The sequence below is a fragment of the Bradyrhizobium sp. 1(2017) genome, assembly GCF_011602485.2.
Taxonomy (GTDB): Bacteria; Pseudomonadota; Alphaproteobacteria; order Rhizobiales; family Xanthobacteraceae; genus Bradyrhizobium.
Genome location: NZ_CP050022.2, coordinates 5,864,519 through 5,885,984, shown reverse-complemented (window position 1 = coordinate 5,885,984; position 21,466 = coordinate 5,864,519). Strand labels below are relative to the sequence as shown.

Sequence of the window (21,466 nt, the reverse complement as noted above, 5' to 3'; positions counted from 1 at the left end):
GGTTTACCTGACTACGACGCAACCTGTACATGGCCCCGTGCATGGCACGATCTGCATATCGCGGAACATTCGTGTGTCCCCTGCGACGCAGGTTTTTGAAAAAGCGCAAACCTGTTCGCTCTCGCCACAATCGCGGCGTCCTTGATGCCAATAGTCGATGCAGCGACTTGCGATCTTAAATTGTAGAAATTTCTAAGCGAAGCCAGAACGGCGCGACCCGATCTTTCGATTTGTCAGCATTGACGACTGACAAGCATGAAAGGGGCAGCGCAATGAACGGCGCGTGCGATCGGATTGCTGCGTCCATCGATTTGGGTAGCGGGAGGAGACATTGTTCGCGCTGCTCGTGGTCCGGGCGCAGTCGCGCGCGGAGCATTTGCCTTCTCGTTTTGCTGCTGATCGGGTTCGGCACCACGATCGATCCGGTGTCGGCGCAAACGTGCACCGTCGCTGCCGATTCCACCGTGACGCTCACCAGCGGAACCTGCGCCATCACGCCAGGGACCACGCTCACCGGCTCGCCGGGTGTTCACTCCTCTACGAGTGCCGCGATCAACACCAACAATGTCACCATCAATCCCAACAACGGCGGCAGCATCGGCGCGCTGGCCGATACGAACGGCACCATCCTGCTCGGCGCGGGAGCCAGCATCAACGGCAACTGGAGCATCGCGGCCGAGGCGCTGAGCGGCGGTCACGTCATCTTCGAATCCGGCGCGACAATCGATCCGTCGTTCGGGGGCGGCGGGACGGCGCTGCTCGCGGATGGAACAGGCTCGGACATCCAGGCGACGGGATTGTCCGTCAATCTCAACGGCTCCGGAAACAATGTCGTGGCGCGGGCAACCAACGCGGCCCGGATCACGCTGACCAACGACACCATCAGCTACGCGGCCGGCGGCGGCAGCAACACGGGTCTTTGGGCCACCGGCCCCGCCAGCCAGATCACGTCGACCGGGACGACGATTTCGATGTTGGGCGGCGGCGGCAACGATGTCGGCGCAAAGGCTGATGGTGGCGGCACGGTGGCGCTGAGCCAGGGCGCGGTGACAGTGACAGGTAATGGCGGCGGCGAGACGGGGCTGCTTGCCCAAGCATCGGGAAGCGTGATCACGGCGACCAATGTCGCAGTTACAGTCTCCGGTGCGGGCGGAGAAGTCGGCGCCAAGGCGCTGGACAGTGCAACCATCACCTTGAACGGAGGCAGCGTCGCGGCGACGGGCACGAATGGCGGGGAGATCGGACTACAGGCCAGCGGCAGCACGATCAGTGCGACCGATGTGGCCGTCACCGTCCCGAACAGCGCCAGCGGGACAGGCGGGCAGGCCGTGTCAGCGGGAACGATCACACTGCTGCGTGGCAGCGTCAGCACCGGCGCCGCGTCGGCCATCGCGGTCCAGGCGACGGGCGCCGGTAGCACGATCACGGCCGAGGAGACCGCGATCGCGACCAGCGGCGACAACGCCACCGGCGTGCAGGCGGACAGTGCAGGCAGCATCTCGCTCCGGAACCTTACGGTGAAGACGACCGGCGCATCGGCGGTCGGTCTGCTCGCGACCGGGGCCGGCTCCTCGATCAACGGCCTTGGTATCGATGTCACGACCTCGGGATCGGCGGCTCATGCCGCGGCGGTGACTGGCGGTGGCAGTTTGACGATGACCGGGAATCTGACGGCGAACGGCGCCGGCGCGAATGCCCTCAATGTCAGCGGCGGCGATGCGACCCTGACCGTGACCCTCCTGACGAGCCCGAACGGCGCCTCGATCGCGGCGCCCGGCGGCACCAGTAGTGTCAACCTCAACGGCGTGGAGGCCGTCGTAAACAACGGGCAATGGTTGACCGTGAATGGTGGCGCCACGCTGAACCTCGCTTCTGAGGGCTCGATCCTGCAGGGCGTCGCGCTAACCGACGCCGGCAGCACGTCGAACGTCACGCTGAGCGACGGCACGCTCTGGACCATGACCGGCAATTCGAGCGTCACGAACCTAACCAACATCCAAAGCGAGATCCAGTTCACGCCGCCAACCGGCAATCCGACGCTGCTGTCGAGCTATAAGACACTCACGGCGGTGACCTATTTCGGACAAAGCAGCACGATCGGCCTGAACACCCATCTCGGGACCGACAGCTCGCCGTCCGACCGGCTCGTAATCGACGGCGGCACCGCGAGCGGCAACACGTTCCTGAAGATCGCCAACACTACGGGCGCCGGCGCACTCACCACCGGCAATGGCATTCTCGTCGTCGATGCCATCAACGGCGCGACCACGGCATCCGGCGCCTTCAGCCTGTCACGGCCGGTTGTGGCGGGGCCTTACGAATACACCCTGTTTCGCTCGAGCGTGGATGCCGGCAATCCCGAGGCCTGGTACCTGCGCTCGACGCTCGACTGCCTTGCGCATCCCAACCTGCGCATCTGCGGTGGGGGAGGAGGAGGTGGAGGCGGAGGAGGAGGTGGTGGTGGCGGCGGCGGCGGCGATGACATCCCGGACTATCGGGAGGAGACGTCGCTCTACGCCGCGTTGCCGTCGATGGCGCTGATGTATGGCCGCAATCTCCTCGATACCTTACACCAGCGCGTGGGCGAGGAAGAGGATTCGCGCGTCCGCGCCGATCCGGAGAACGGGAAGGTTGGATGGGGCCGCCTGATCGGCACCAACGGCGTCCAAGAGGGCGACAGTCTCGGCGTGCTCGGCGGCTCGGCCGGCCCGCGCATTGCCTACAGTTTTGCCGCGCTGCAGGCCGGCATGGACTTGTACCGGCACGATACCGCGGATGGCTCGCGCGATCTCGCTGGCGCCTATTTTGCGATCGGCGGGGCGAAGGGACGTGTCGCCCATTTCGACGGCGCGATCGGCGACAGCGATTTTGCCGCCTATACGCTCGGCGGCTATTGGACGCATTTCGGTCCGGCCGACTGGTACGTGGACATGGTCTTGCAGGGCACCTTCTACGACATGCGGAGCTCGGCGGATCGCGGTCTGCCTGCGTTCAAGACTGGCGCGCAAGGTGCGGCGGCGTCGATCGAGAGCGGATATCCCTTCAGGCTTGCCGGCGGATATTTCATCGAGCCGCAGGCGCAACTGGTCTACCAGAATATCCATGTCAACGATTCCAGCGACATCGGCGCGCAGATCCGCTTCTCGAACGTGGATTCGCTCGCGGCACGGATCGGCGCGCGGTTCGGCCGGACCTGGGCGATCGACGACAGCGCGCGCACGATCACGGCCTGGATACGCCCGAACCTCTGGAATGAATTCCGCGGCAACCCGACGACGTGGTTCTCGTCGGATAACGGCTTCGTGCCGTTTCATGCCGATCTTGGCGGCTTGTGGGGTGAGATCAATCTGGGCGTCAGCGGCCAGGTGACGGCGATAACGACGGTTTACGCCAACGCTTCGTATCAGAGCCGGTTCGATGGCGGCGGCTTTTCCTATGACGGAAAGGTCGGGGTGCGCGTGAACTGGTAAGGTATACACCTAAGTGCGACGCCCCGTGACTTCGGTTCGGTGGCGATGAGCAATGTCGTGCCACGGTTCACAATGGACCGCACCGAGCTGCGCAAATCCGGCGGCGACATCGGCGAGGATAACCGCGACGTCTACCAGCGCTGGCTCGGGCTTTCGGATCGCGAGCTCGAACGCCTCGCGCAGCAGAAGATCGTCTGACCGCGCGGCGAAGCCGTACAGCGGAGCGGGCTTGCGCCGCTAGAGCATGATCCGGACCCGAAAGGCCGCGTTAGCGAAACGTGTGAAGCGGTTTTCCCTCGCGACAAACGCGGAACGCGTTTGCGCGGAGATCATGCTCAAACAGCAACCTAAAGCGCGCTGACGATTCATCCTAATCTCATCGCGCTTTAGTGTCGGGCCGCGATTGCGGTCATCTCGAGCTTCACGCCCGGCCCGAGGTCGGCGACGCCGATTGCGGCGCGTGCCGGCAGATGAGCCTCGGCAAAGTGCGCCTTCCAGGCCGCGTTGAACGCGGCCTTCTCCTTCAGGTCGGTCATGTAGATCGTCACCTGCAGGACGTTGCCCAGGTCGGAGCCGAGGGTCTTCAGCAGCTTTGCCAATTGCCCCAGGACGTCGTTTGCCTGGCCCGACATGTCGAGGCTTGTGTCCTCGGGGACGATCCCACCGATGTAAAGCACGCCATTATGCTCGACCACTTCGTGGAGCAGACCTTCGTAGGGCAAGACGCGCTTGATCATGATGCGACCGGTGTTGCTTGAGGAGGAGACGCATATCGCACACCCGAAGCACCAATGCGAGGCCTCCACGTCTCACGGGAACCCCGCATTTGCGTCAACCCCGATCGCGATGACATCGGGGCGTGGATCGGTATACTGCCACACGCACCGGAACAAGGATCAGGCGATGGACGATACGATTGGCTTTCCCGACCCCGGCCTCGACCTGTCCGACGGCTTCAAGCCGCATACCTCGCATTGGGGCGTGTTCTCGGCACGCAATGGCAAGGCCGGACTCGAGGTCAGGGCCTATGCCGGCGATCCCGATCCGAACGGCATCATCGACAATTTCCCCGGTGCGCTCCGCCATCAGGCGCGCATCGCCCAGCCGGCGATTCGCCGCGGCTGGCTCGAGCGCGGTCCAGGTCCGGACGATCGCCGCGGCCGCGACGAATTCGTCTCCGTGAGCTGGGAGAAGGCGCTCGACCTTCTCGGCGCGGAGCTCGCGCGCATCCGCGACACGCACGGCCCCGGCGCCGTGTTCGGCGGCTCCTATGGCTGGTCGAGCGCGGGCCGCTTTCATCATGCCCAGAGCCAGGTGCATCGCTTCCTCAACGTCGCGATGGGCGGCTATGTGCGTTCGGTCAACACCTATTCCTCCGGCGCGTCCTCGGTGTTGCTGCCTCAGATCCTCTGCGGATACGAGGACATCACCAAGCGCAACGTCACCTGGGAGCAGATCGCTGAAAACACCGAGATCGTGCTGGCGTTTGGCGGCATGGCGCTGAAGAACTCGATGGTGGCCGGCGGCTCGATCAGCAAGCATGTCGAGCGTGGTGCGATGGCGGCGGCGCGAAAGCGCGGCTGCGAGTTCGTCCTGGTCAGCCCGCTGCGCGACGATCTGCCGGTCGAGGCCGGTGCCGAATGGATGAGTTGCCTGCCCGGCACGGATACCGCGCTGATGCTCGGCATCGTCCACACGCTGGTGAGCGAGGGTCTGCACGATCAGGCCTTCCTGGATCGCTACACCGAAGGCTGGCCCGTCTTCCTGCGCTATCTCACCGGCGAGAGCGATGGGCAGGCGAAGCACGCCGAATGGGCCGCCGCGATCTCGGGCGTCGACGCGAACACCATCCGGACGCTGGCGCGTCGCCTTGCCGGAAAGCGCGCGCTGATCACCGTCTCCCATTCGCTGCAGCGCGCCGAGCATGGCGAGCAGCCGGTGTGGATGGGACTGGTGCTGGCGTCAGCGCTCGGCCAGATCGGCCTTCCCGGCGGCGGCTACGCCTATTCGCTGGGTGCGATCGGCTATTACGGTCGCCGCGTCAACGACGTGCCGGGGCCGACGCTGGGCCAGGGCCGCAACGGCGTCGCCGATTTCATTCCGGTGGCGCGCATCGCCGACATGCTGCTGGGTCCCGGCAGCACCTATCGCTACAACGGCGAGACGCGCACCTATCCGGACATCCGCCTCGTCTACTGGGCCGGCGGCAATCCCTTCCATCACCATCAGGACATCAACCGCCTGCGCAAGGCGTTCGCGAAGGTCGACACGCTGGTCGTGCACGAGCTCGGCTGGACCGCGACGGCCCGCCACGCCGACATCGTGCTGCCCGCGACCATGACGCTGGAGCGCGAGGACATCGGCTATTCCACCAACGATCCCCTGATGGTCGCCATGCACCGGATCGCCGAACCGTTCGGCCTTTCGCGCGACGACTATGATATCTTCGCCGATCTCGCCGAGCGTCTCGGTGCGCGCGAACCCTTCACGGAAGGCCGCACCTCACGGCAGTGGCTCGAACATCTCTATGAGCCGACCCGCGCCTCGCTCGCCGGGCGCGGCCTGGAGGCGCCCGGCTTCGACGAGTTCTGGCGACGCGGCAGCCTCGTCGTGCCGCAGCAACCAGACGACGGCGGCCGGCTGCGCCGCTTCCGCGAGGATCCCGTCGATCATGCGTTGCCGACGCCGAGCGGCCGCATCGAGATTTTCTCGGCGAAGATCGCGGGCCATGGCGATGCGGATTGCCCGGGCCATCCGGTCTGGCTCGACAAGACCGATATGCCGCGGCCTGGCGCGCCCTGTTTCCTGGTCGCCAACCAGCCCGTGACGCGCTTGCACAGCCAGCTCGATTTCGGCGGACATTCGCTCGCATCGAAGCATCGCGGCCGCGAGGTTGCGCGCATGAACCCGCACGATGCCGATCCGCGCGGCATCAAGGACGGCGACATCATCCGCCTGTTCAATAGTCGCGGCGCCTGCTTGGCCGCCGTCCACGTCACCGACGGTGTCGCAGCCGGCGTCGTGCAGCTTCCGACCGGAGCCTGGTACGACCCGATGGACCCCGAGGACGACGCGCCGCTTTGCGTTCACGGCAATCCGAACGTGCTCACCCGCGACATCGGCACGTCATCTTTCGCCCAGGGCTGCACGGGGCAGCTCACGACGGTCGAGGTCGAGAAGTTCACCGGCAATCTGCCGCCGATCCGGGCGTTCGATCCGGCTTAGGGCACCCGCCCTGTAGCTGGATGAGCTACGCGGCCGCGCTGGTCCAGCCCATCTCCGAAGCGGGGCGCCGCCGCGAAGGCCCTTCAGCCTCAACGCGATCACTCTTGCGGGCTGCGCGCCAGCGCGCCGGAGACTGGCCGCTGACGCGCTTGAACACCGTCGAGAAATGCGCCTGCGTGCTGAAGCCGACGGCAAGCGCGATCTCCGCCAACGGCCGCCCGGTTGTCGCGAGCAGGGTCTTCGCCTGCTCGGTGCGGTGATTGAGAAGATATTCGCGGGGCCGATAACCGGTCGCGGCGCGGAACTGGGCCGCAAAGTGCATTTTGGACAGGCCGGCGACATTGGCCAGCTCGGACAGGCTGATGCAGCGGTCGAAATGATCGGCGATATATTGTTCAACTCGCCGCAGCCGCCATTTCGGCAAGGCATTGACCCTCGCGCGCGGCGGCTCCAGCCGGGCGAGATGCATCGCGAGGGTCTGGCCGAGGCAGCGCATGAACTGGTGGTCCGCGGCGCGACCACGCTCGATCAGCGCCTTGGCAAGCTCCGCAGCCAGCGGGTCGCGCAACAGGACGAGGTCGTTCAGTCCTTCGGTCGCGGTGAGCTCGCCCGGAAAATGATCCGTCGGGATGTGAAAGTGCAGGAAAGCACAGGGCGACTGGAATTGCACTCCGACAGATCGCGACGGCGCGCTGACATAGAGCGTTCCCGCGGGCATGACGCCGTCGAAAATGATCTGCCGGTCCCGGGTCAGCTTCGCGCGCGTGGTCTTCAGCGCGATGCCGATGAAATAGCAATCCCGCGGCGTTGTCGCTTCGTGCGACGAAGCAGTGCGGGAGTCCTCCCATCGCGGAATCGCAATGCCGTCGATCGCCGCCTCCGCGGTGCGATCGATCTGGCGCCACCGGCTTTCCCGGGCGAACGCCGGCGTCGGCGGGGTGGATTCGCGGTCCCGCGGATCGACCGGGACATCAATCCAGCCATGCGAGGGGTGCAAGTTGGTCAACATCGCTTCGTCCTCTTCCTTGCTTCGCTGCCGTTTGCAACCGCTGGCAAACGCGCAAACGCAATCATTTCGATGCTCGGAGGATAGGCGTGAGTTTGCCAGGAAGCCCGTTAGTGCTGATTAGGATCTGTTAGTTTTTGTGATGCGCAGAAGGTGTAACAGCCGTCGCGGGAAGGCAATTTTGTACGCAATTTCAAGTATTTGGACAGGCGTGGCCGACGCTGGGACGGCGCAGGAAGGTGCGTTTCTCCGCTGTGAGCGACGCGGTGCCCTTGCTGGACCTCGCACCGGTGCCTTGTATAGTCGCGCCGCGCTTCGATGAAGCAGTCGTGAATGAGTGAGACGTGAGCGATCTCTCGGCAGGACAAGCCCCCCGCAGCGGCGGCAGCACCGGAACGATCCTGGATCTCGATGTAGTCTCGTTCGGGCCATTTTCGCTTCGGTCGCGGCTGCTTGAAAAGGACGGGGTTCCGGTCAAGCTCGGCAGCCGCGCGACGGACATTTTACGCCTGCTCGTCAGCCGCGCCGGCGAGGTGGTGCCAAAGAGCGAGATCCTCGGTTTCGCCTGGCATGGGTTGTCCGTCGAGGAGATCAGCCTGCGAGTGCACGTCGTCGAGCTGCGCAAGGTGCTCGGCGACGGCAAGGACGGAGTCCGCTACATCACCAACATTCCGGGCCGGGGCTACTGCTTCGTCGCACCGGTGGAGCGTCGCCAACGAGCACAGGCCCCGTTGCAAGTGTCGCGGCCGCCCGAAAAGACAATGGTGCCACCGTCTTTGCCGCATCGCCCGGATCGCATGGTCGGGCGGGACGACATTGTCCGCGAGCTGGTGGCACGCCTGCTTCGCGACCGCTTCGTCACGCTGCGGGGACCGGGCGGCATCGGCAAGACGACCATTGCAGCCGCGCTCGCGCATGAGATGTGCGATACGTTCGAAGGAAACGTCTGCTTCCTGGAGTTCGGGTCGCTGAAGGATGCCGCACTGGTCGCGAGCACTGTTGCCGCCACGCTGGGCCTCGTCGTGCATCACGACGATCCGTCGGGCAGTATCGTCAATTTTCTGCGCGGACGGCGGCTGCTGCTCATTCTCGACAGTTGCGAGCATGTCATCGACGAGGTCGCGCGACTTGCGGAAAACATCTATCGCGAGGCGCCCGGCATCGCCCTTCTCGCAACCAGCCGCGAGTCGCTGCTGGTGGAGGGCGAGCAGATATTCGAGCTCGTTCCGCTGGCGGGCCCGCCGCAGGACGCCCGCCTCAGCGCTGACGACGTGCTGGCTTACCCCGCTGTGCGACTGTTCGTCGATCGCGCCGTCGCGGCGGGCCACCGCGGCGATGTGACGGACGAGGATGCGAAAGTCCTCACTCGGATTTGCAGCAAGCTCGACGGCATTGCGCTTGCGATCGAGCTCGCCGCCGCGCGTGTCGGTCTCTACGGCCTGCACGAAATGGCGGCGATGCTCGACAGCCGGCTGCAGCTCGAATGGCGCGGGCGGCGGACGGCGCCGCCCCGGCAGCAGACGCTCGGCGCCACGCTCGACTGGAGTTTTGGCCTGATCGGCGAGAGCGAGCGGATCGTGTTTCAGCGGCTCGCGATCTTCGCAGGTCACTTCACGTTCCAGGGTGCGATAGCGGTGGCGGCCGAGGCGGACATGCCGGAGGATCGCGTCGTCGAGGCGCTGGACCAGCTGGTGGCCAAGTCGCTGGTGTCCGCGCGGCCGGACGGCTCATCGCGGCGCTATCGTCTGCTCGACGCAACGCGCGCCTATGCTTTGCAGAAGCTGGCGGACCGCGGTCAGGTCGACGTCATCGCGCGCCGTCACGCGCTGTTTGTTCACCGCACGCTCGAAGCGGGCATGATGAAGCAGGCTGGCAGCGGCCAGAGGTCGGACCTCCTCGCCGATGCCCGCGCGGCGCTGGAATGGAGCTATGGCAACGAGGATAGTGCCGAGTTGCGGGTGCTGCTCGCCGGCACCTGCACGAGGCTGTTCGTCGAGCTCAATCTGCTGAATGAGGCGCGCATCTGGTCGGGCCGCGCGCTCCTGGCGCTCGACGATGCCAACCGTGGCGGCCCATGGGAGCTCGAGCTGCAGTCGGCGCTCGGCCACGCCTTCATGTTCACCGAGCGCAACAGCGAGCACGCGGAGGCGGCGCTCAGGCGCGGGCTGGAGATTGCGGAAGCGCTTTCCGACCATGCCAACACATTCCGCCTGTTGTCGCGCCTGAACATGTTCTACCGCCGGACCGGCAGCTACCGGCATCTGGTGCCGACTGCGCGTCACGCCGAGCGGGTTGCGCATCTGATCGGAGATACCGCGGGAATTGCCGGCAGCAAAGCGCTTCTCGGCGTGTCCTATCACCTCGCCGGCAACCAGACCGAGGCCCAAGCCCATCTCGACGAGGGGGTACGGGACGATGCCGCGCTGCGCGGAACGCAACCCGGACATTTCGCCTATTCGCGGACACCGCAGATCCCGCTTGCGCGCGTGCTATGGCTGCGCGGCTTCCCCGATCGTGCGGTCGAATGTGTCCGGCCACTCGTCGGCGCCTCGGTGCCCCGCGACGCCGTCATGCATTGCATCGCGTTGTGCTGGTCTGCCTCTGTGTTCGGCTGGGTTGGCGACTGGCCTTCCGTCGAGACCATGACCGATCGGCTGGTGGCGCATGCAGGCATGCACGGGCTCGTGCCCTACGAAGCCGTTGCAACCGGCTTCCGGGCGCAGACCATGATCGCGCGCGGAGAGGTGAGCGGCGGCATCGAGCTTCTGCGCAGCGCGCTTCCGCGTCTGCATGCGGACCGCTATGAGCTCTACGCGTCGGCGTTCGCCGCGGATCTGTCCCGGGGCATGGCGGCCCTGGGCTTGGCGACGGAAGGCGCTCAGATCTTGCAGGAGACCATCGCGCGGGTCGAGCAGGAAGGCGGCGGCTTCGACATGCCCGAGCTGCTGCGACTGCGCGGCGAGCTCGAGGCGCGCGGCGGCGATCTCGACGCCGCCGAGGCAAGTCTCGTCGCCTCGGCTACGCTCGCCGAACAACAGGGCGCATTGTCCTGGCGGCTGCGAAGCGAGATGTCGCTGGTGAAGCTTCGGTCTCGGCGAGGCGCGCATGATCCGCTCCAGCAGCTCGCCAATACCCACGCCCGGTTCTCCGAGGGATTCGAGACCGCCGATCTCAGGGCCGCGCGGCTGATGTTGATGCCGCCGGCCTGATCACGCGCGTTCTCAGCCTTTGCGTCCGTCCAGTCGCGCGAGGAAGTCGCGCACGAGCGAGGCGATCTCGTCGGTGGCCTCATCCAGCGCGAAGTGGCCGGCTTCCAGCATGTGAACCTCGGCATCCGGAACATCGTCGTGATAGGCCTTGGCGCCGGCGACGGTGAAGGACGGATCGTATTTGCCCCAGACCACCAGCGTCGGCGGCCGCGTCTTGCGCAGCCAGTCCTGCCATTTGGGATAGGAGGCGACGTTGGTCCGGTAATCCAGGAACAGCGTGGTCTGGATCTCGGCCTGACCGGGCCGCGTCAGGAACGCGTATTCGTCGGTCCAGGCATCGGGGTCGTAGCGTTCAGGGTGCGGGCTGGAGCCGAGGTGCCGCTGGCGCGTCGCTTCCAGCGAGGTGAAGTTGGCCTTGAGTGCCTCGAGCTCGCGTGCCGGATCGGCCCAGTATTTCCGGCGTGCTTCCCAGAGCGGGCTCAGGCCCTGCTCATGGGCAACTGCGTTCTGGATAATGATCGCTCGGACCCGCTCGGGATGGGCGAGCGCCATGCGAAAACCGACCGGGCCGCCATAGTCCTGCATGAAGAGGACGTAGTCGGTGAGGCCGAGCTTGATCGTCAGCTCGCCGATCACGGCGGCGATGTTGTCGAACGTATAATTGAAGCCGGATGGCGGCGGCGCGCTGCTCGGGCCGAAGCCGGGATAGTCTGGCGCGATCAAATGATATTTGTCGGCCAGCAGCGGCAGCAACGGCTCCCACATTCGCGACGAGGAGGGAAAGCCGTGCAGCAGCAAGACGGTCGGGGCGTCGGCGCGGCCTGCCTCGCGATAGAACACCTTGAGCCCCTGGACATCGACGGTGTGGTAGCTGATCGAGTGCCGGCTCGATCGCAAATCCTCGGCTGAGACCTGCGTCGTGCAGGCAAGGGCAGCTGACAGGGCGAGAGTGGCTGGAATTTTCATCTCATGGCTCCAATCGCGGCATGTAGCGTGCAGATGTGTCGGACATCCGAATGCGGCAACGTCGAGAGATCGACGCCTCGCGTGGGCTTGATCACATCGTGGTGCTCGCGAAACCAGTCTGCATGCGAGCGCGGCCGCCCGCACGTTATGTATTGTTAGACCTCGAGAGCGGTGATCTTGCCCGCGCGCGCTATTCGAAGACGGCGTCGAAGATCTCGACATCCAACAGCACGGGCTTGGCGATCACGGTTCCGTCGGGCCGCAGCGTCTGCGCCCGTCGGAGCGTCGGCACCACGATGCCGCCGAAGCTGTCATGGGCCCAGGAGGAGTGCGCGATCTTCATCCCGAAGAGATCGTGATCCGTGCGCCGTTGCAGCGCGGTCTCGTCGAAATAGAAGATCTGCTCGGGAGCGAGCGTGACCAGACGCGGGGGGAATTGCGCCCGCAGCCGCCGCCAGGTCTCGGTGTTCTCGCGCCACGGCGTCAGTTCCTCCACCACGACGTCGGGATCGGCGAGCAGGAACGGCGTCGTCAGATAATTCCAGATCGCGACGCCGCAGAAGAAGACGAGATGCAGTTCGTCCGCGAGCGCAGGACCGGCCTCTGGAGACGCAAAGCTCGGATTGTCCCGGGTCCGCAGGACCTCGCCATTCAGGCTCTCGATGGTGATCGCGTCCGGCTGGAACGATCCGGAATGCTCGCCCCCCGTGATGCCGGTGAAGCGGACCGATTGCGCCCGGGTGAAGCCCTCCGCGGTCACGTCCTTGAATTCCCGGGCGTGGCCGGCGTTCGAGAGCAACGTTCCGCCGACGGAGAGGTGGAGCGTGAACCGGTTCAAGCTGTTCCAGCGGGCCATACCGCCGCTGGCATCGATTACATCGTCAAGAAGCGCCATGTCCCGCCATATCCACCGTGAAGTGCCACCACCATGGCGGGGTCTATGCGGCTTGGCGTGTTAGAAGTTGTTAGGACTTGCAAGCATTCACGATGACGGTATCCCGTTGAAGATGCTCTCAATTCAGGGCGGCAAGCAGGCGCTTTGCGGTAACCAGGTCGCGGCTCTCGAGGCCTTCCTGATACCCGGCGACGAGCGGGGTGAGCAGGGCGCGCGCATCGGCGGCCTTGCCGGTCCGCTCCCAGATGCGCCCAAGGCTGATAGCGCCGCGGAGCTCCCAGCCGACGGCGCACTGGCGCCGCGACAGATCGAGCGATTTGCGCAAGACGATCTCGGCTTCCGCGACTTGGCCCGCCCGTCCCAGGATGTCGCCCTTGACCCTGAGCATCTCCGGCATGTCGAAGCACTCGCCGTGATCGGGGATCTGCGCGATGGCCTCATCGATCGTCCGCAGGGCCTCGTCGGGCTGGTCCTGGGCCAGGAGCCCCTCCGCGAGCGCGGTTGCAAACACCGTGGTCATGATCCGGTGCCGCGTAGCGTACAGCGTCGCCTGGCTGCGGCGAAGATGCTCGATGCCGGCGGCGACGTCGCCGCGGCGCAGCAGCAGCTCGCCCTTCTGGCCGATGCCGACCGCGTGATAGGGGCCGAGGAAATGCCGCGCGGAATGATCGATCAGCCGCTCGATCAGGATTTCCGCATTGGCCCAGTCGCCGATCCAGAGGAACACGTAGATCGTCCAGATCAAGGAGATGCCGAGCGTTAGCGGCTGCTCGAGCAGCTCGGCCTCGCGCACGGTGTATCTTGCCGCCTCGATGGCACGATCAGGCCGGCCGGTCAGCCAGAGCCCGCGCGCCAGCGCCACCAGCGCGACGATGCGGTCGTCGTAGCCGAGATGCCCGATGTTCAGCCGCTGCGAGCCGGGGTTGTGCACCATCGCGCTCTGGCAGAACTGCACGGCCTTGTCCTGATTGCCGATCAGATGATGCGCGACGCCCAGCATCCATTCCACGTTCAGCGTGGCGGCGGGATCGTTCAGCCTGCGCGCGACGCTTTCGCCCTGTTCGCCCGTTCCGAGCGCGCCGTGGAAGTCTCCGACCCTGGTGAGGTAGATGTGCAACCCGCGCAGCAGCCAGAGCTGCCAGTGCAAATCCTCCAGCTCCTGCGCAAGCTGGAGACTGCGCGTGAACGCTGCCCGGACAGCTTCCGTATTGCCCTGTGTGAACATCACGGAGACGCCGAGTGCGGCCTGCAACGTCATCTCCTGGCGGCTGTCGATCGCATCGATATCGAGGGATGCCAGCGCCTGTCGGGTCCAACGGTAGCATTCCGTCAGCAATGTCAGCTCGAGGAAGAACTGGGCGGCCGAGGACGCCAGATCCAGCCCAATCGTCCGGTCGCCGCCGTCCGAAAAGCTCCAGGTCAGCGCGGCCCTGACATTGGGCAGGTAGTCGGCATAGGGCAGGAAGCCGCCTGCGCTCTGCATGCCCGTGGACTTGTCGGCGATGTCGCGCAAGACATCGCGGAAATACTCGGCGTGGGCGCGCGCGGCGCGCTCCGCTTCCCCGTGCTCGACGAGCTTGTTCGCGGCGAAGGCGCGCGTCGTGTCGAGCAGGCGGTAGCGCAGCCGTCGCTCCGCGGGCGATGTCGCGATCAGCGATTTGGAGAGCAGGTTCGAGATCGTCTCGACCGCTTCGGGCTCGCTGATGCCCTGGCCGGAGGCGACCGCAAGCGCGGCTTCCAGCGTGAACGGCCCGACGAACACGGACAATCCGCGCAGCGTCGCGCTTTCGGCCGGCGGCAGCAGGTCGTAGCTCCAGGCGAGCGCCGCGCTGAGGGTCTGGTGCCGCGGAATCGCGGTGCGTCGTCCCCGCCACAGCAGCGAGAAGCGGCTGTCCAGCAGCGAGGCGGTCCCGGCAATGCCATAGGCGTTCACGCGTCCGGCCGCGAGCTCGATCGCGAGGGCAATGCCGTCCAGGCGCCGGCAGATCTCGGCGACGAGCGGCGCGTCGTCCTCGCTGAGCTCGAATTCGCTCAGGCTCTCGGCAATGCGTTCCACGAAGAGCTGGCTTGCGGGATAAGCAAGGATGTCGGCGATGCCGAGCCCTTCGCGCTGCGGCGGGCAATCCAGCGGAAACAGCCGGTGAACGCGCTCGCCTTCGGTGCGAAAGGATTCGCGGCTGGTGGCGAGGATATGCAGCTCCGGCGCCTGCTGGACGATGCGCTCGGCCAGCGGAGCGAGCTCGTCGAGGATATGCTCGCAACTGTCGAATACCAGCAGCATCCGCTGGCTGCGCAGGAACGTCAGCAGGCCCGGCATGGGGTCGTCGGAGCTGACGGTCAGGCCGAGCGCGGCCGCGATCGTTGCGGGCACGAGGCGGGCATCCGTCAGCGCACCGAAGTCGACGAAGCTCACCCGGCCGTCGAAAGCCCTGCGTTCGCGGTGCGCGGCGGCAAGCGCAACCGAGGTCTTGCCGATCCCACCAGGGCCGACGATGGTGACGAAGCGATGGTCGGCAAGCTCTGAGCAGATCCTCTCGACCGCATCGTCTCGCCCGATCATCTTCGCAAGCGGCGCAGGAAGCGCATGGGGCGAAGCGGCAGGCCCGCTGCTCCTGTCCTCGACCGGTGCAGCCTGAAGCAGCGGGGCCGCGAAGCAATAGCCGCGTCCGGGGACATTGACGACGTAGCGTGCGCCTTCGCCGGCATCGCCCAGAGCCTTGCGCAGCGTCGTGATGTGGAAGCGCAGGCTGCCTTCATCGACGCTCACGTCGGCCCAGACGCGCTTGATCAACTCTCGCTTGTCGATGACCTCGCCGGCTCGTTCGGCGAGAAAAACGAGGATGTCGAGCGCACGGCCGCCGATCTGGAGCGGGGCGCCGTTCTTCTCGAGCAGCCGCGACTTGGGAAAGAGCCGGAATGGTCCGAAGGCGATGACCGCATCCTGGTCGCGAGTGTCCGGCACGGGTCAATGATTCCAGTAAATGAGCTGTTGTCTGTGGGTTGATCTATCAGAATGGGAAGTTCAGTAAACTGGCCGAAAGTGGCGAAATCGCGTGGCGATCGCCGCGCGCACGGGGAAAGACCGTCGCAAATTTTGCTTAAACGCGAGCGGTTTACAACATGGCCGCGACAATTCGTCAGCATGCTTGACCGTCAGATCGCAGTCGCCGCAGCCATCGTTGCGATGCCGCCGATCATAACAGAATCTTGCAACGTCTAACGGGCAAAACGCGCGCGACGCATCCAGTATGGCCTGCGGGTTGGATCGTATTTCAACGGGAGGCTATCATGTCCGGTATCGGAGCTCGACTGAACGACGACGTCGTTCGCTCTCAATTTGTCGCCAGCCCCGATGGGCCTTCGCGTGATTGGGAGCTCGTGCTGCGGGAATCCCATCACCGCATGAAGAACACGCTGACGCTGCTGGGTGCGTCAGTCCGTCGCGATTTCACGCGAGCGGGCGCCGGGGACATGTCGATGGCGGTGGACCGGTTCGAACGGCGCATCGTCGCCTTCGGCAGGCTGTATCAGCTCCTGTCCGACGGCGACGATCGATCGACCGTCGAGGTCGAGGAATTCTTCGAGAATCTGTGCGGAGCGCTCTCCGGAGCGGTGCTGGAGCCGGCGGGCATTCGCTGCGAGGCCGCGATCGGGAGCGGCACGCTGCCGGCCTCGCAATGTCATCGGCTCGCGTTGATCCTGACCGAGCTGGTCACGAATGCGGCAAAGCATGCCTTCCCGAACAAGGACGGCGCATTGATCCGCATCGAGGTAGCGCACCACGACGACGCCTGGTTCTGCACGGTGTCCGACAACGGCATCGGCGCGACCGCGCCGCTCCGGGGCACCGGCAGCCGCATCCTCGAAGGTCTCGCCCGCAGCATCCATGCGCGACTGCATGACGAGGCGGGACAGGGCGGAACGAGGGTTACCCTCGTGATGCCCGTCGCCGCATGACTTCAACGGTCTTGTACCCACGTCTCACCTCAGGGAGTTCGACATGGCGACCACCGAAATCGACTGCAACACTGCGACCAAGCCTTCGGCATCGCGCAGCCTCGATCTGAAACTCGAAGTCGTCGTGATCCCCGTCTCCGACGTCGACCGCGCCAAGGCGTTCTACACGCGCCTCGGCTGGCGATTGGATGCCGATTTCACCTCCGGCGACGAGTGGCGCGTGATCCAGTTCACGCCGCCGGGTTCGGCGTGCTCGGTGATCTTCGGCAGGAACGTCACGGCGGCCGCGCCCGGCTCGGCGCGAGGCCTGTATTTGATCGTCTCCGATCTGGAGGCGGCGCGACGAGATCTGCTCGACCGCGGTATCGCGGTCAGCGAACCCTTCCACGGCGCCGGCGACGCTCACGCCGGACCGGACGAGCCGTATTTGTTCGGCAGCGTTCGGGCCAACGGAGTCGATCCGAAGCGCGGCAGCTACAGCTCGTTTGCCTCGTTCAGCGATCCCGATGGCAACGGCTGGCTGTTCCAGGAGGTCACGGCGCGATTGCCCGGACGTATCGCGGCAGGCGACACGTCGTTCGCATCGCAGGCCGATCTGGCGGCGGCATTGCGCCGTGCGGCGGTCGCACATGGTGAGCATGAGACGCGGATCGGCGGGCACGACGAGAATTGGGCGGATTGGTACGCCGACTACATCGTGCACGAACAGGCCGGTCAGCCGCTGCCGTCCTGAGTTCAAGAGATCTCCGACTGAGCCGACACGGCGCGCGATGACCTGGTCGTCGCGCGCCGTGTCGCATCATGTCGACGCATCTTCGTCGTGCGACTTCCTATGGTTCGCCAGCTCGCAAGCGCTAACGCAGGCTAACAAGCCATAACGAGCAAATGACGAAGGCCTGCGCCAATCTCTCTGCACACGAAACGACACGTTGTTTCCAAATTCGGTCAACGTCACCGGTCAAAGCAGGGAGATCCAGAATGACCACGCAAGCACGCGCCGACATCCTCAACCCCGACCGCCGCCAATTGCTGGGCCAGGCCGCGATGGGCGCGGTTGCCGCCAGCGTATCGAGCCTGCTGCCGCTGCATCCGGCAAAGGCGGCGGCCGCGAGCGGCGCGATCCGCCCCTTTCAGATCAACGTGCCCGAAGAGAGCCTGCTCGACCTGCGGCGCCGCCTGGCTGCCACGCGCTGGCCGGATCGCGAAATCGTCACCGACCAGTCGCAGGGCGTGCAGCTGACGACGGTGCAGGAGCTCGTGCGCTACTGGCAGAGCAGCTACGATTGGCGCAAGATGGAAGCCCGGCTGAACACGTTGCCGCAATTCGTCACCGAGATCGACGGCGTCGACATCCATTTCATTCACGTCCGCTCGCGGCACGAGAATGCGCTGCCGATGATCGTCACGCATGGCTGGCCCGGCTCGATCATCGAGCAGATGAAGATCATTGGTCCGCTCACCGATCCGACCGCGCACGGCGCGAATGCCACGGACGCGTTCGATCTGGTGATTCCCTCGCTGCCCGGCCACGGCTTCTCCGGCAAGCCCACGACGCTGGGCTGGGATCCGCAGCGCATCGCGCGGGCCTGGATCGTGCTGATGCAGCGGCTCGGATATAGCCGTTATGTCGCGCAAGGCGGCGATTGGGGAAATGCCGTCACCGAGCAGATGGCGCTGATCGCGCCGCCGGAATTGCTCGGCATTCACACCAATATGCCCGCGACCGTCCCCGACGATATCGCCAAGGCGCTTCAGCCCGGCGGAAAGCGGCCGGCAAACCTCTCGACCGAGGAGCGCATGGCCTACGACCAGCTCGACGACTTCTACAAGCACGGCCTCGGCTACGCCATCGAGATGTCGAACCGGCCGCAGACGCTCTATGGCCTCGTGGATTCGCCCGCGGGCCTCGCATCCTGGATGCTCGACCATGATGCGCGCAGTGCCGCGATGATCGCGCGTGTCTTCGACGGCAAGGCGGAAGGGCTGTCACGGGACGACGTGATCGACAACATCACGCTCTACTGGCTCACCAACACGGCGGTCTCGTCGGCGCGCCTCTATTGGGAGAACAAGCTGGTGTTCTTCGCGCCCAAGCACGTCAAGATCCCCGTCGCCGTCAGCGTCTTTCCGGACGAGATCTATGCCGCGCCGCGCAGCTGGACCGAGCAGGCCTATCCCAGGCTGATGCACTACAACCGCCTCGACAAGGGCGGCCACTTCGCGGCCTGGGAGCAGCCTGCGCTGTTCTCAGCGGAGATGCGCACCGCATTCCGCCCGCTGCGCCAGTCGATCTGAAGCCGTCCCTTACTGCACATCAGGAGCCAATCATGAACCGTCCCGAACGCGCCTTCACGACCGAAGACATCCATCTGGAGCGCCGCCTGCCGTCGTACTGGCGTGTCACCTTCGATATGCCGCCCGTCAACATCTTCGGTCCCAGGCAGCTTCCGCTGCTCAATGACGTCATCACAGCGATCGAGACCGATCCGCAGGTGAAGGTGGTCGTCTTCGACAGCGCCGTCGAAGGCTTCTTCATCACGCATTACGACTTCCTCGCGCCGCTGGAAGAGTCCCTCAGCGTTCCGCCGGGGCCGACCGGTCTGCAGGCTCTGCCCGATATGCTGGTGCGCCTCAGCCGCGCGCCTGTCGTCTCCATCGCCGCGATCCGGGGCCGCGCGACCGGTGTCGGCAGCGAGCTCGCGCTTGCCAGCGACATGCGCTTTGCCAGCCGCGAGAAGGCGATCCTGTCGCAATGGGAAGTCGGCGCAGGCCTCGTGCCCGGCGGCGGACCGATGGCGCGGCTGCCGCGCTTGATGGGCCGCGGCCGCGCCCTCGAAGTGCTGCTCGGCGCCGACGACATCCGCGGCGATCTCGCCGAACGCTACGGCTATGTGAACCGGTCGCTGCCGGATGCCGAGCTCGACGGCTTCGTCGAGGCGCTGGCCATGCGCATCGCGTCCTTCGACAAGGAGGCGATCGCCGAGACCAAGCGGCTCGTCGACGTTGCGAGCCTGCCGCCGGATGCCGAGATCAAGCCGGAGTGGGATGCCTTCCTGGCCTCGCTCGGCCGCCCGGCGAGCCAGAGCCGCATCAAGGCGCTGATGGCGCGGGGCTTTCATCGCGCGGGCGACGTCGAGAACCGGCTCGGCTTCCACGTCGGGCAGATCGGTAGCTGACGGAACCGGTGCGGCGCTCGACCGGTTGGAATGGTGGCTGGCGGTCATGCCGATGTCGCCTTTCATCGGTACGAGCGCCGGTGCTCAACAACAAGCCAGGAGACTTGAGATGATCCGCAAGGCAAAAGCAGTATGGAAGGGCACCGGTCGTGACGGCACGGGCCATCTCTCGAGCGAGTCCGGTGTGCTCGCCGAGACGCCCTATTCGTTCAAGACCCGGTTCGAGAACGAGAAGGGGACCAATCCCGAGGAGTTGATCGCAGCGGCCCATGCCGGCTGCTTCACGATGGCGTTGGCCTTCGGTCTTCAGATGGCGGGCTTCACGCCGGAGGAGCTCTCGACGGAAGCAGCCGTCACGCTCGAGCCCGAAGGCAAGGGCTTTAAGATCAGCAAGTCGGCGCTCACCTTGCGTGCGAAGGTGCCGAATCTCGACGACGCTGGCTTTGCGAAGATCGCCGGCGAGGCCGAGAAGAACTGTCCGGTGTCAAAGGTGCTCAACGCCGCGATCACGCTCGACGCCAAGCTGGGCTGACCGAACAGAGAGGACGCTGCCATGTCTCGACAGGATCTGCCTCGTCAACACCAGCCGGACGAAGACCGGTTTCGGGCGATCCTGCCCGAGGATGTCGCATGGCAGCCGTTCCCCGCCTTCCCGCCGGGCGCGCGGCTGGCCGTGATGGTCGGCCATCCCTCCGAGCCCGGACCTTACCTGGTCCGGGTGAAGGTGCCCGGCGGCACGAAGCTGATGCCGCACAAGCATCCGGAGGATCGCATCTACACGGTGATGTCGGGCGTCTTCTACATCGGGCTCGGCGAGAGCTTCGATGGCGACAAGGTGAAAGCCTATCCGCCCGGCAGCGTCATCGTTTTGCCTGGCGAAACCTGGCATTTCCACTGGGCGAAATCGGGCGAATATGTCACGCAGGTCTCGGCCATCGGGCCGCTGGGCCTCGAATATCACGACGACGACGACGATCCGCGCTTGCATCCCGCCGCGGACAAGCGCTGAATATCGCGATCAAATCAATGGAGCGTCAGATGACGACAGAGCGCGCAGTTTTGGCCGGAGGCTGCTTCTGGGGCATGCAGGATCTGATCCGCAGGCAGCCGGGCGTGGTCTCCACCCGCGTCGGCTACACCGGCGGGCAGGTGAAGAACGCCACCTATCGTAATCACGAAGGGCACGCCGAAGCCATCGAGATCATCTTCAATCCCGCGAAGACGAACTTCCGGACCATGCTGGAGTTCTTCTTCCAGATCCACGATCCGACCACGCTCAACCGTCAGGGCAATGATCGCGGCACGAGCTACCGCTCGGCCATCTTCTACACGAGTGACCAGCAGAAGCGGATCGCCGAAGACACCATCGCCGACGTCGAGGCGTCCGGCCTGTGGCCCGGCAAGGTCGTGACCGAGGTCGCGCCCGCTGGCGAGTTCTGGGAAGCCGAGCCAGAGCATCAGGACTATCTCGAACGCTACCCTGACGGCTACACCTGCCACTTCATCCGGCCCGACTGGAAGCTGCCGCGCCGCGCAGCTGCTGCCGGAGGTTAGGCCACGCC

Annotated in this window: 16 protein-coding genes; 11 read left to right on the top strand and 5 right to left on the bottom strand. The window is 65.4% G+C overall.

The features are described 5' to 3' along the window. The first annotated feature begins 425 nt into the window (after positions 1–425). Positions 426–3,470, top strand: coding sequence for an autotransporter outer membrane beta-barrel domain-containing protein (locus tag HAP40_RS28000; protein ID WP_166814712.1), 3,045 nt, complete (start codon positions 426–428; stop codon positions 3,468–3,470). A 57-nt stretch (positions 3,471–3,527) separates the two neighbouring features. Next, positions 3,528–3,668 carry a hypothetical protein gene (locus HAP40_RS27995; protein WP_166814713.1) on the top strand — a complete coding sequence of 47 codons (141 nt, stop codon included), beginning with the start codon at positions 3,528–3,530 and terminating at the stop codon, positions 3,666–3,668. A gap of 188 nt (positions 3,669–3,856) precedes the next feature. Here HAP40_RS27995 and HAP40_RS27990 read toward each other — a convergent pair whose 3' ends face one another. Then, entirely contained in the window at positions 3,857–4,207 is a 351-nt protein-coding gene (locus HAP40_RS27990; protein ID WP_166814714.1) for a RidA family protein, read from the bottom strand. A gap of 166 nt (positions 4,208–4,373) precedes the next feature. Here HAP40_RS27990 and HAP40_RS27985 point away from each other — a divergent pair, with 166 nt between their 5' ends. Further along, positions 4,374–6,695, top strand: a complete 2,322-nt coding sequence (locus tag HAP40_RS27985; protein WP_166814715.1) for a molybdopterin guanine dinucleotide-containing S/N-oxide reductase — start codon at positions 4,374–4,376, stop codon at positions 6,693–6,695. Between the two features lie 25 nt (positions 6,696–6,720). Here the strand turns inward: HAP40_RS27985 and HAP40_RS27980 are convergent, their stop codons facing one another. Continuing rightward, positions 6,721–7,704, bottom strand: coding sequence for a helix-turn-helix domain-containing protein (locus HAP40_RS27980; protein WP_166814716.1), 984 nt, complete (start codon positions 7,702–7,704; stop codon positions 6,721–6,723). A gap of 341 nt (positions 7,705–8,045) precedes the next feature. Here HAP40_RS27980 and HAP40_RS27975 point away from each other — a divergent pair, with 341 nt between their 5' ends. Then, positions 8,046–10,910, top strand: coding sequence for an ATP-binding protein (locus HAP40_RS27975; protein WP_166814717.1), 2,865 nt, complete (start codon positions 8,046–8,048; stop codon positions 10,908–10,910). Positions 10,911–10,922: 12 nt separating this feature from the next. Here the strand turns inward: HAP40_RS27975 and HAP40_RS27970 are convergent, their stop codons facing one another. From HAP40_RS27970 to HAP40_RS27960, 3 genes are all read right to left on the bottom strand, one after another. After that, the gene (locus HAP40_RS27970) at positions 10,923–11,876 is read right to left on the bottom strand and encodes an alpha/beta fold hydrolase (protein ID WP_166814718.1); all 954 of its coding nucleotides are present in this window, start codon (positions 11,874–11,876) and stop codon (positions 10,923–10,925) included. A gap of 190 nt (positions 11,877–12,066) precedes the next feature. Then, the gene (locus HAP40_RS27965; RefSeq protein ID WP_166814719.1) at positions 12,067–12,771 is read right to left on the bottom strand and encodes a hypothetical protein; all 705 of its coding nucleotides are present in this window, start codon (positions 12,769–12,771) and stop codon (positions 12,067–12,069) included. 118 nt (positions 12,772–12,889) lie between these two features. Next, positions 12,890–15,733, bottom strand: coding sequence for an ATP-binding protein (locus HAP40_RS27960; protein WP_166814720.1), 2,844 nt, complete (start codon positions 15,731–15,733; stop codon positions 12,890–12,892). Between the two features lie 326 nt (positions 15,734–16,059). Between HAP40_RS27960 and HAP40_RS27955 the strand changes: the two genes are divergently transcribed. The 7 genes from HAP40_RS27955 to msrA all read left to right on the top strand — a co-directional run bounded on the left by HAP40_RS27955 (position 16,060) and on the right by msrA (position 21,458). Further along, entirely contained in the window at positions 16,060–16,728 is a 669-nt protein-coding gene (locus tag HAP40_RS27955) for a sensor histidine kinase (RefSeq protein ID WP_166814721.1), read from the top strand. 43 nt (positions 16,729–16,771) lie between these two features. Continuing rightward, the gene (locus HAP40_RS27950) at positions 16,772–17,461 is read left to right on the top strand and encodes a VOC family protein (RefSeq protein WP_166814722.1); all 690 of its coding nucleotides are present in this window, start codon (positions 16,772–16,774) and stop codon (positions 17,459–17,461) included. 245 nt (positions 17,462–17,706) lie between these two features. Beyond that, complete coding sequence (locus HAP40_RS27945) at positions 17,707–19,023, top strand: epoxide hydrolase family protein (RefSeq protein WP_166814723.1); 1,317 nt, start codon at positions 17,707–17,709, stop codon at positions 19,021–19,023. A gap of 32 nt (positions 19,024–19,055) precedes the next feature. Then, complete coding sequence (locus tag HAP40_RS27940) at positions 19,056–19,904, top strand: enoyl-CoA hydratase/isomerase family protein (protein WP_166814724.1); 849 nt, start codon at positions 19,056–19,058, stop codon at positions 19,902–19,904. A gap of 109 nt (positions 19,905–20,013) precedes the next feature. After that, positions 20,014–20,436 carry an OsmC family protein gene (locus HAP40_RS27935; protein WP_166814725.1) on the top strand — a complete coding sequence of 141 codons (423 nt, stop codon included), beginning with the start codon at positions 20,014–20,016 and terminating at the stop codon, positions 20,434–20,436. Positions 20,437–20,457: 21 nt separating this feature from the next. Continuing rightward, a complete protein-coding gene (locus tag HAP40_RS27930; RefSeq protein WP_166814726.1) occupies positions 20,458–20,913 on the top strand; it encodes a cupin domain-containing protein in 456 nt (151 codons plus the stop codon). A 29-nt stretch (positions 20,914–20,942) separates the two neighbouring features. Continuing rightward, positions 20,943–21,458, top strand: a complete 516-nt coding sequence (gene msrA, locus HAP40_RS27925; RefSeq protein WP_166814727.1) for a peptide-methionine (S)-S-oxide reductase MsrA — start codon at positions 20,943–20,945, stop codon at positions 21,456–21,458. Positions 21,459–21,466: the final 8 nt, after the last annotated feature.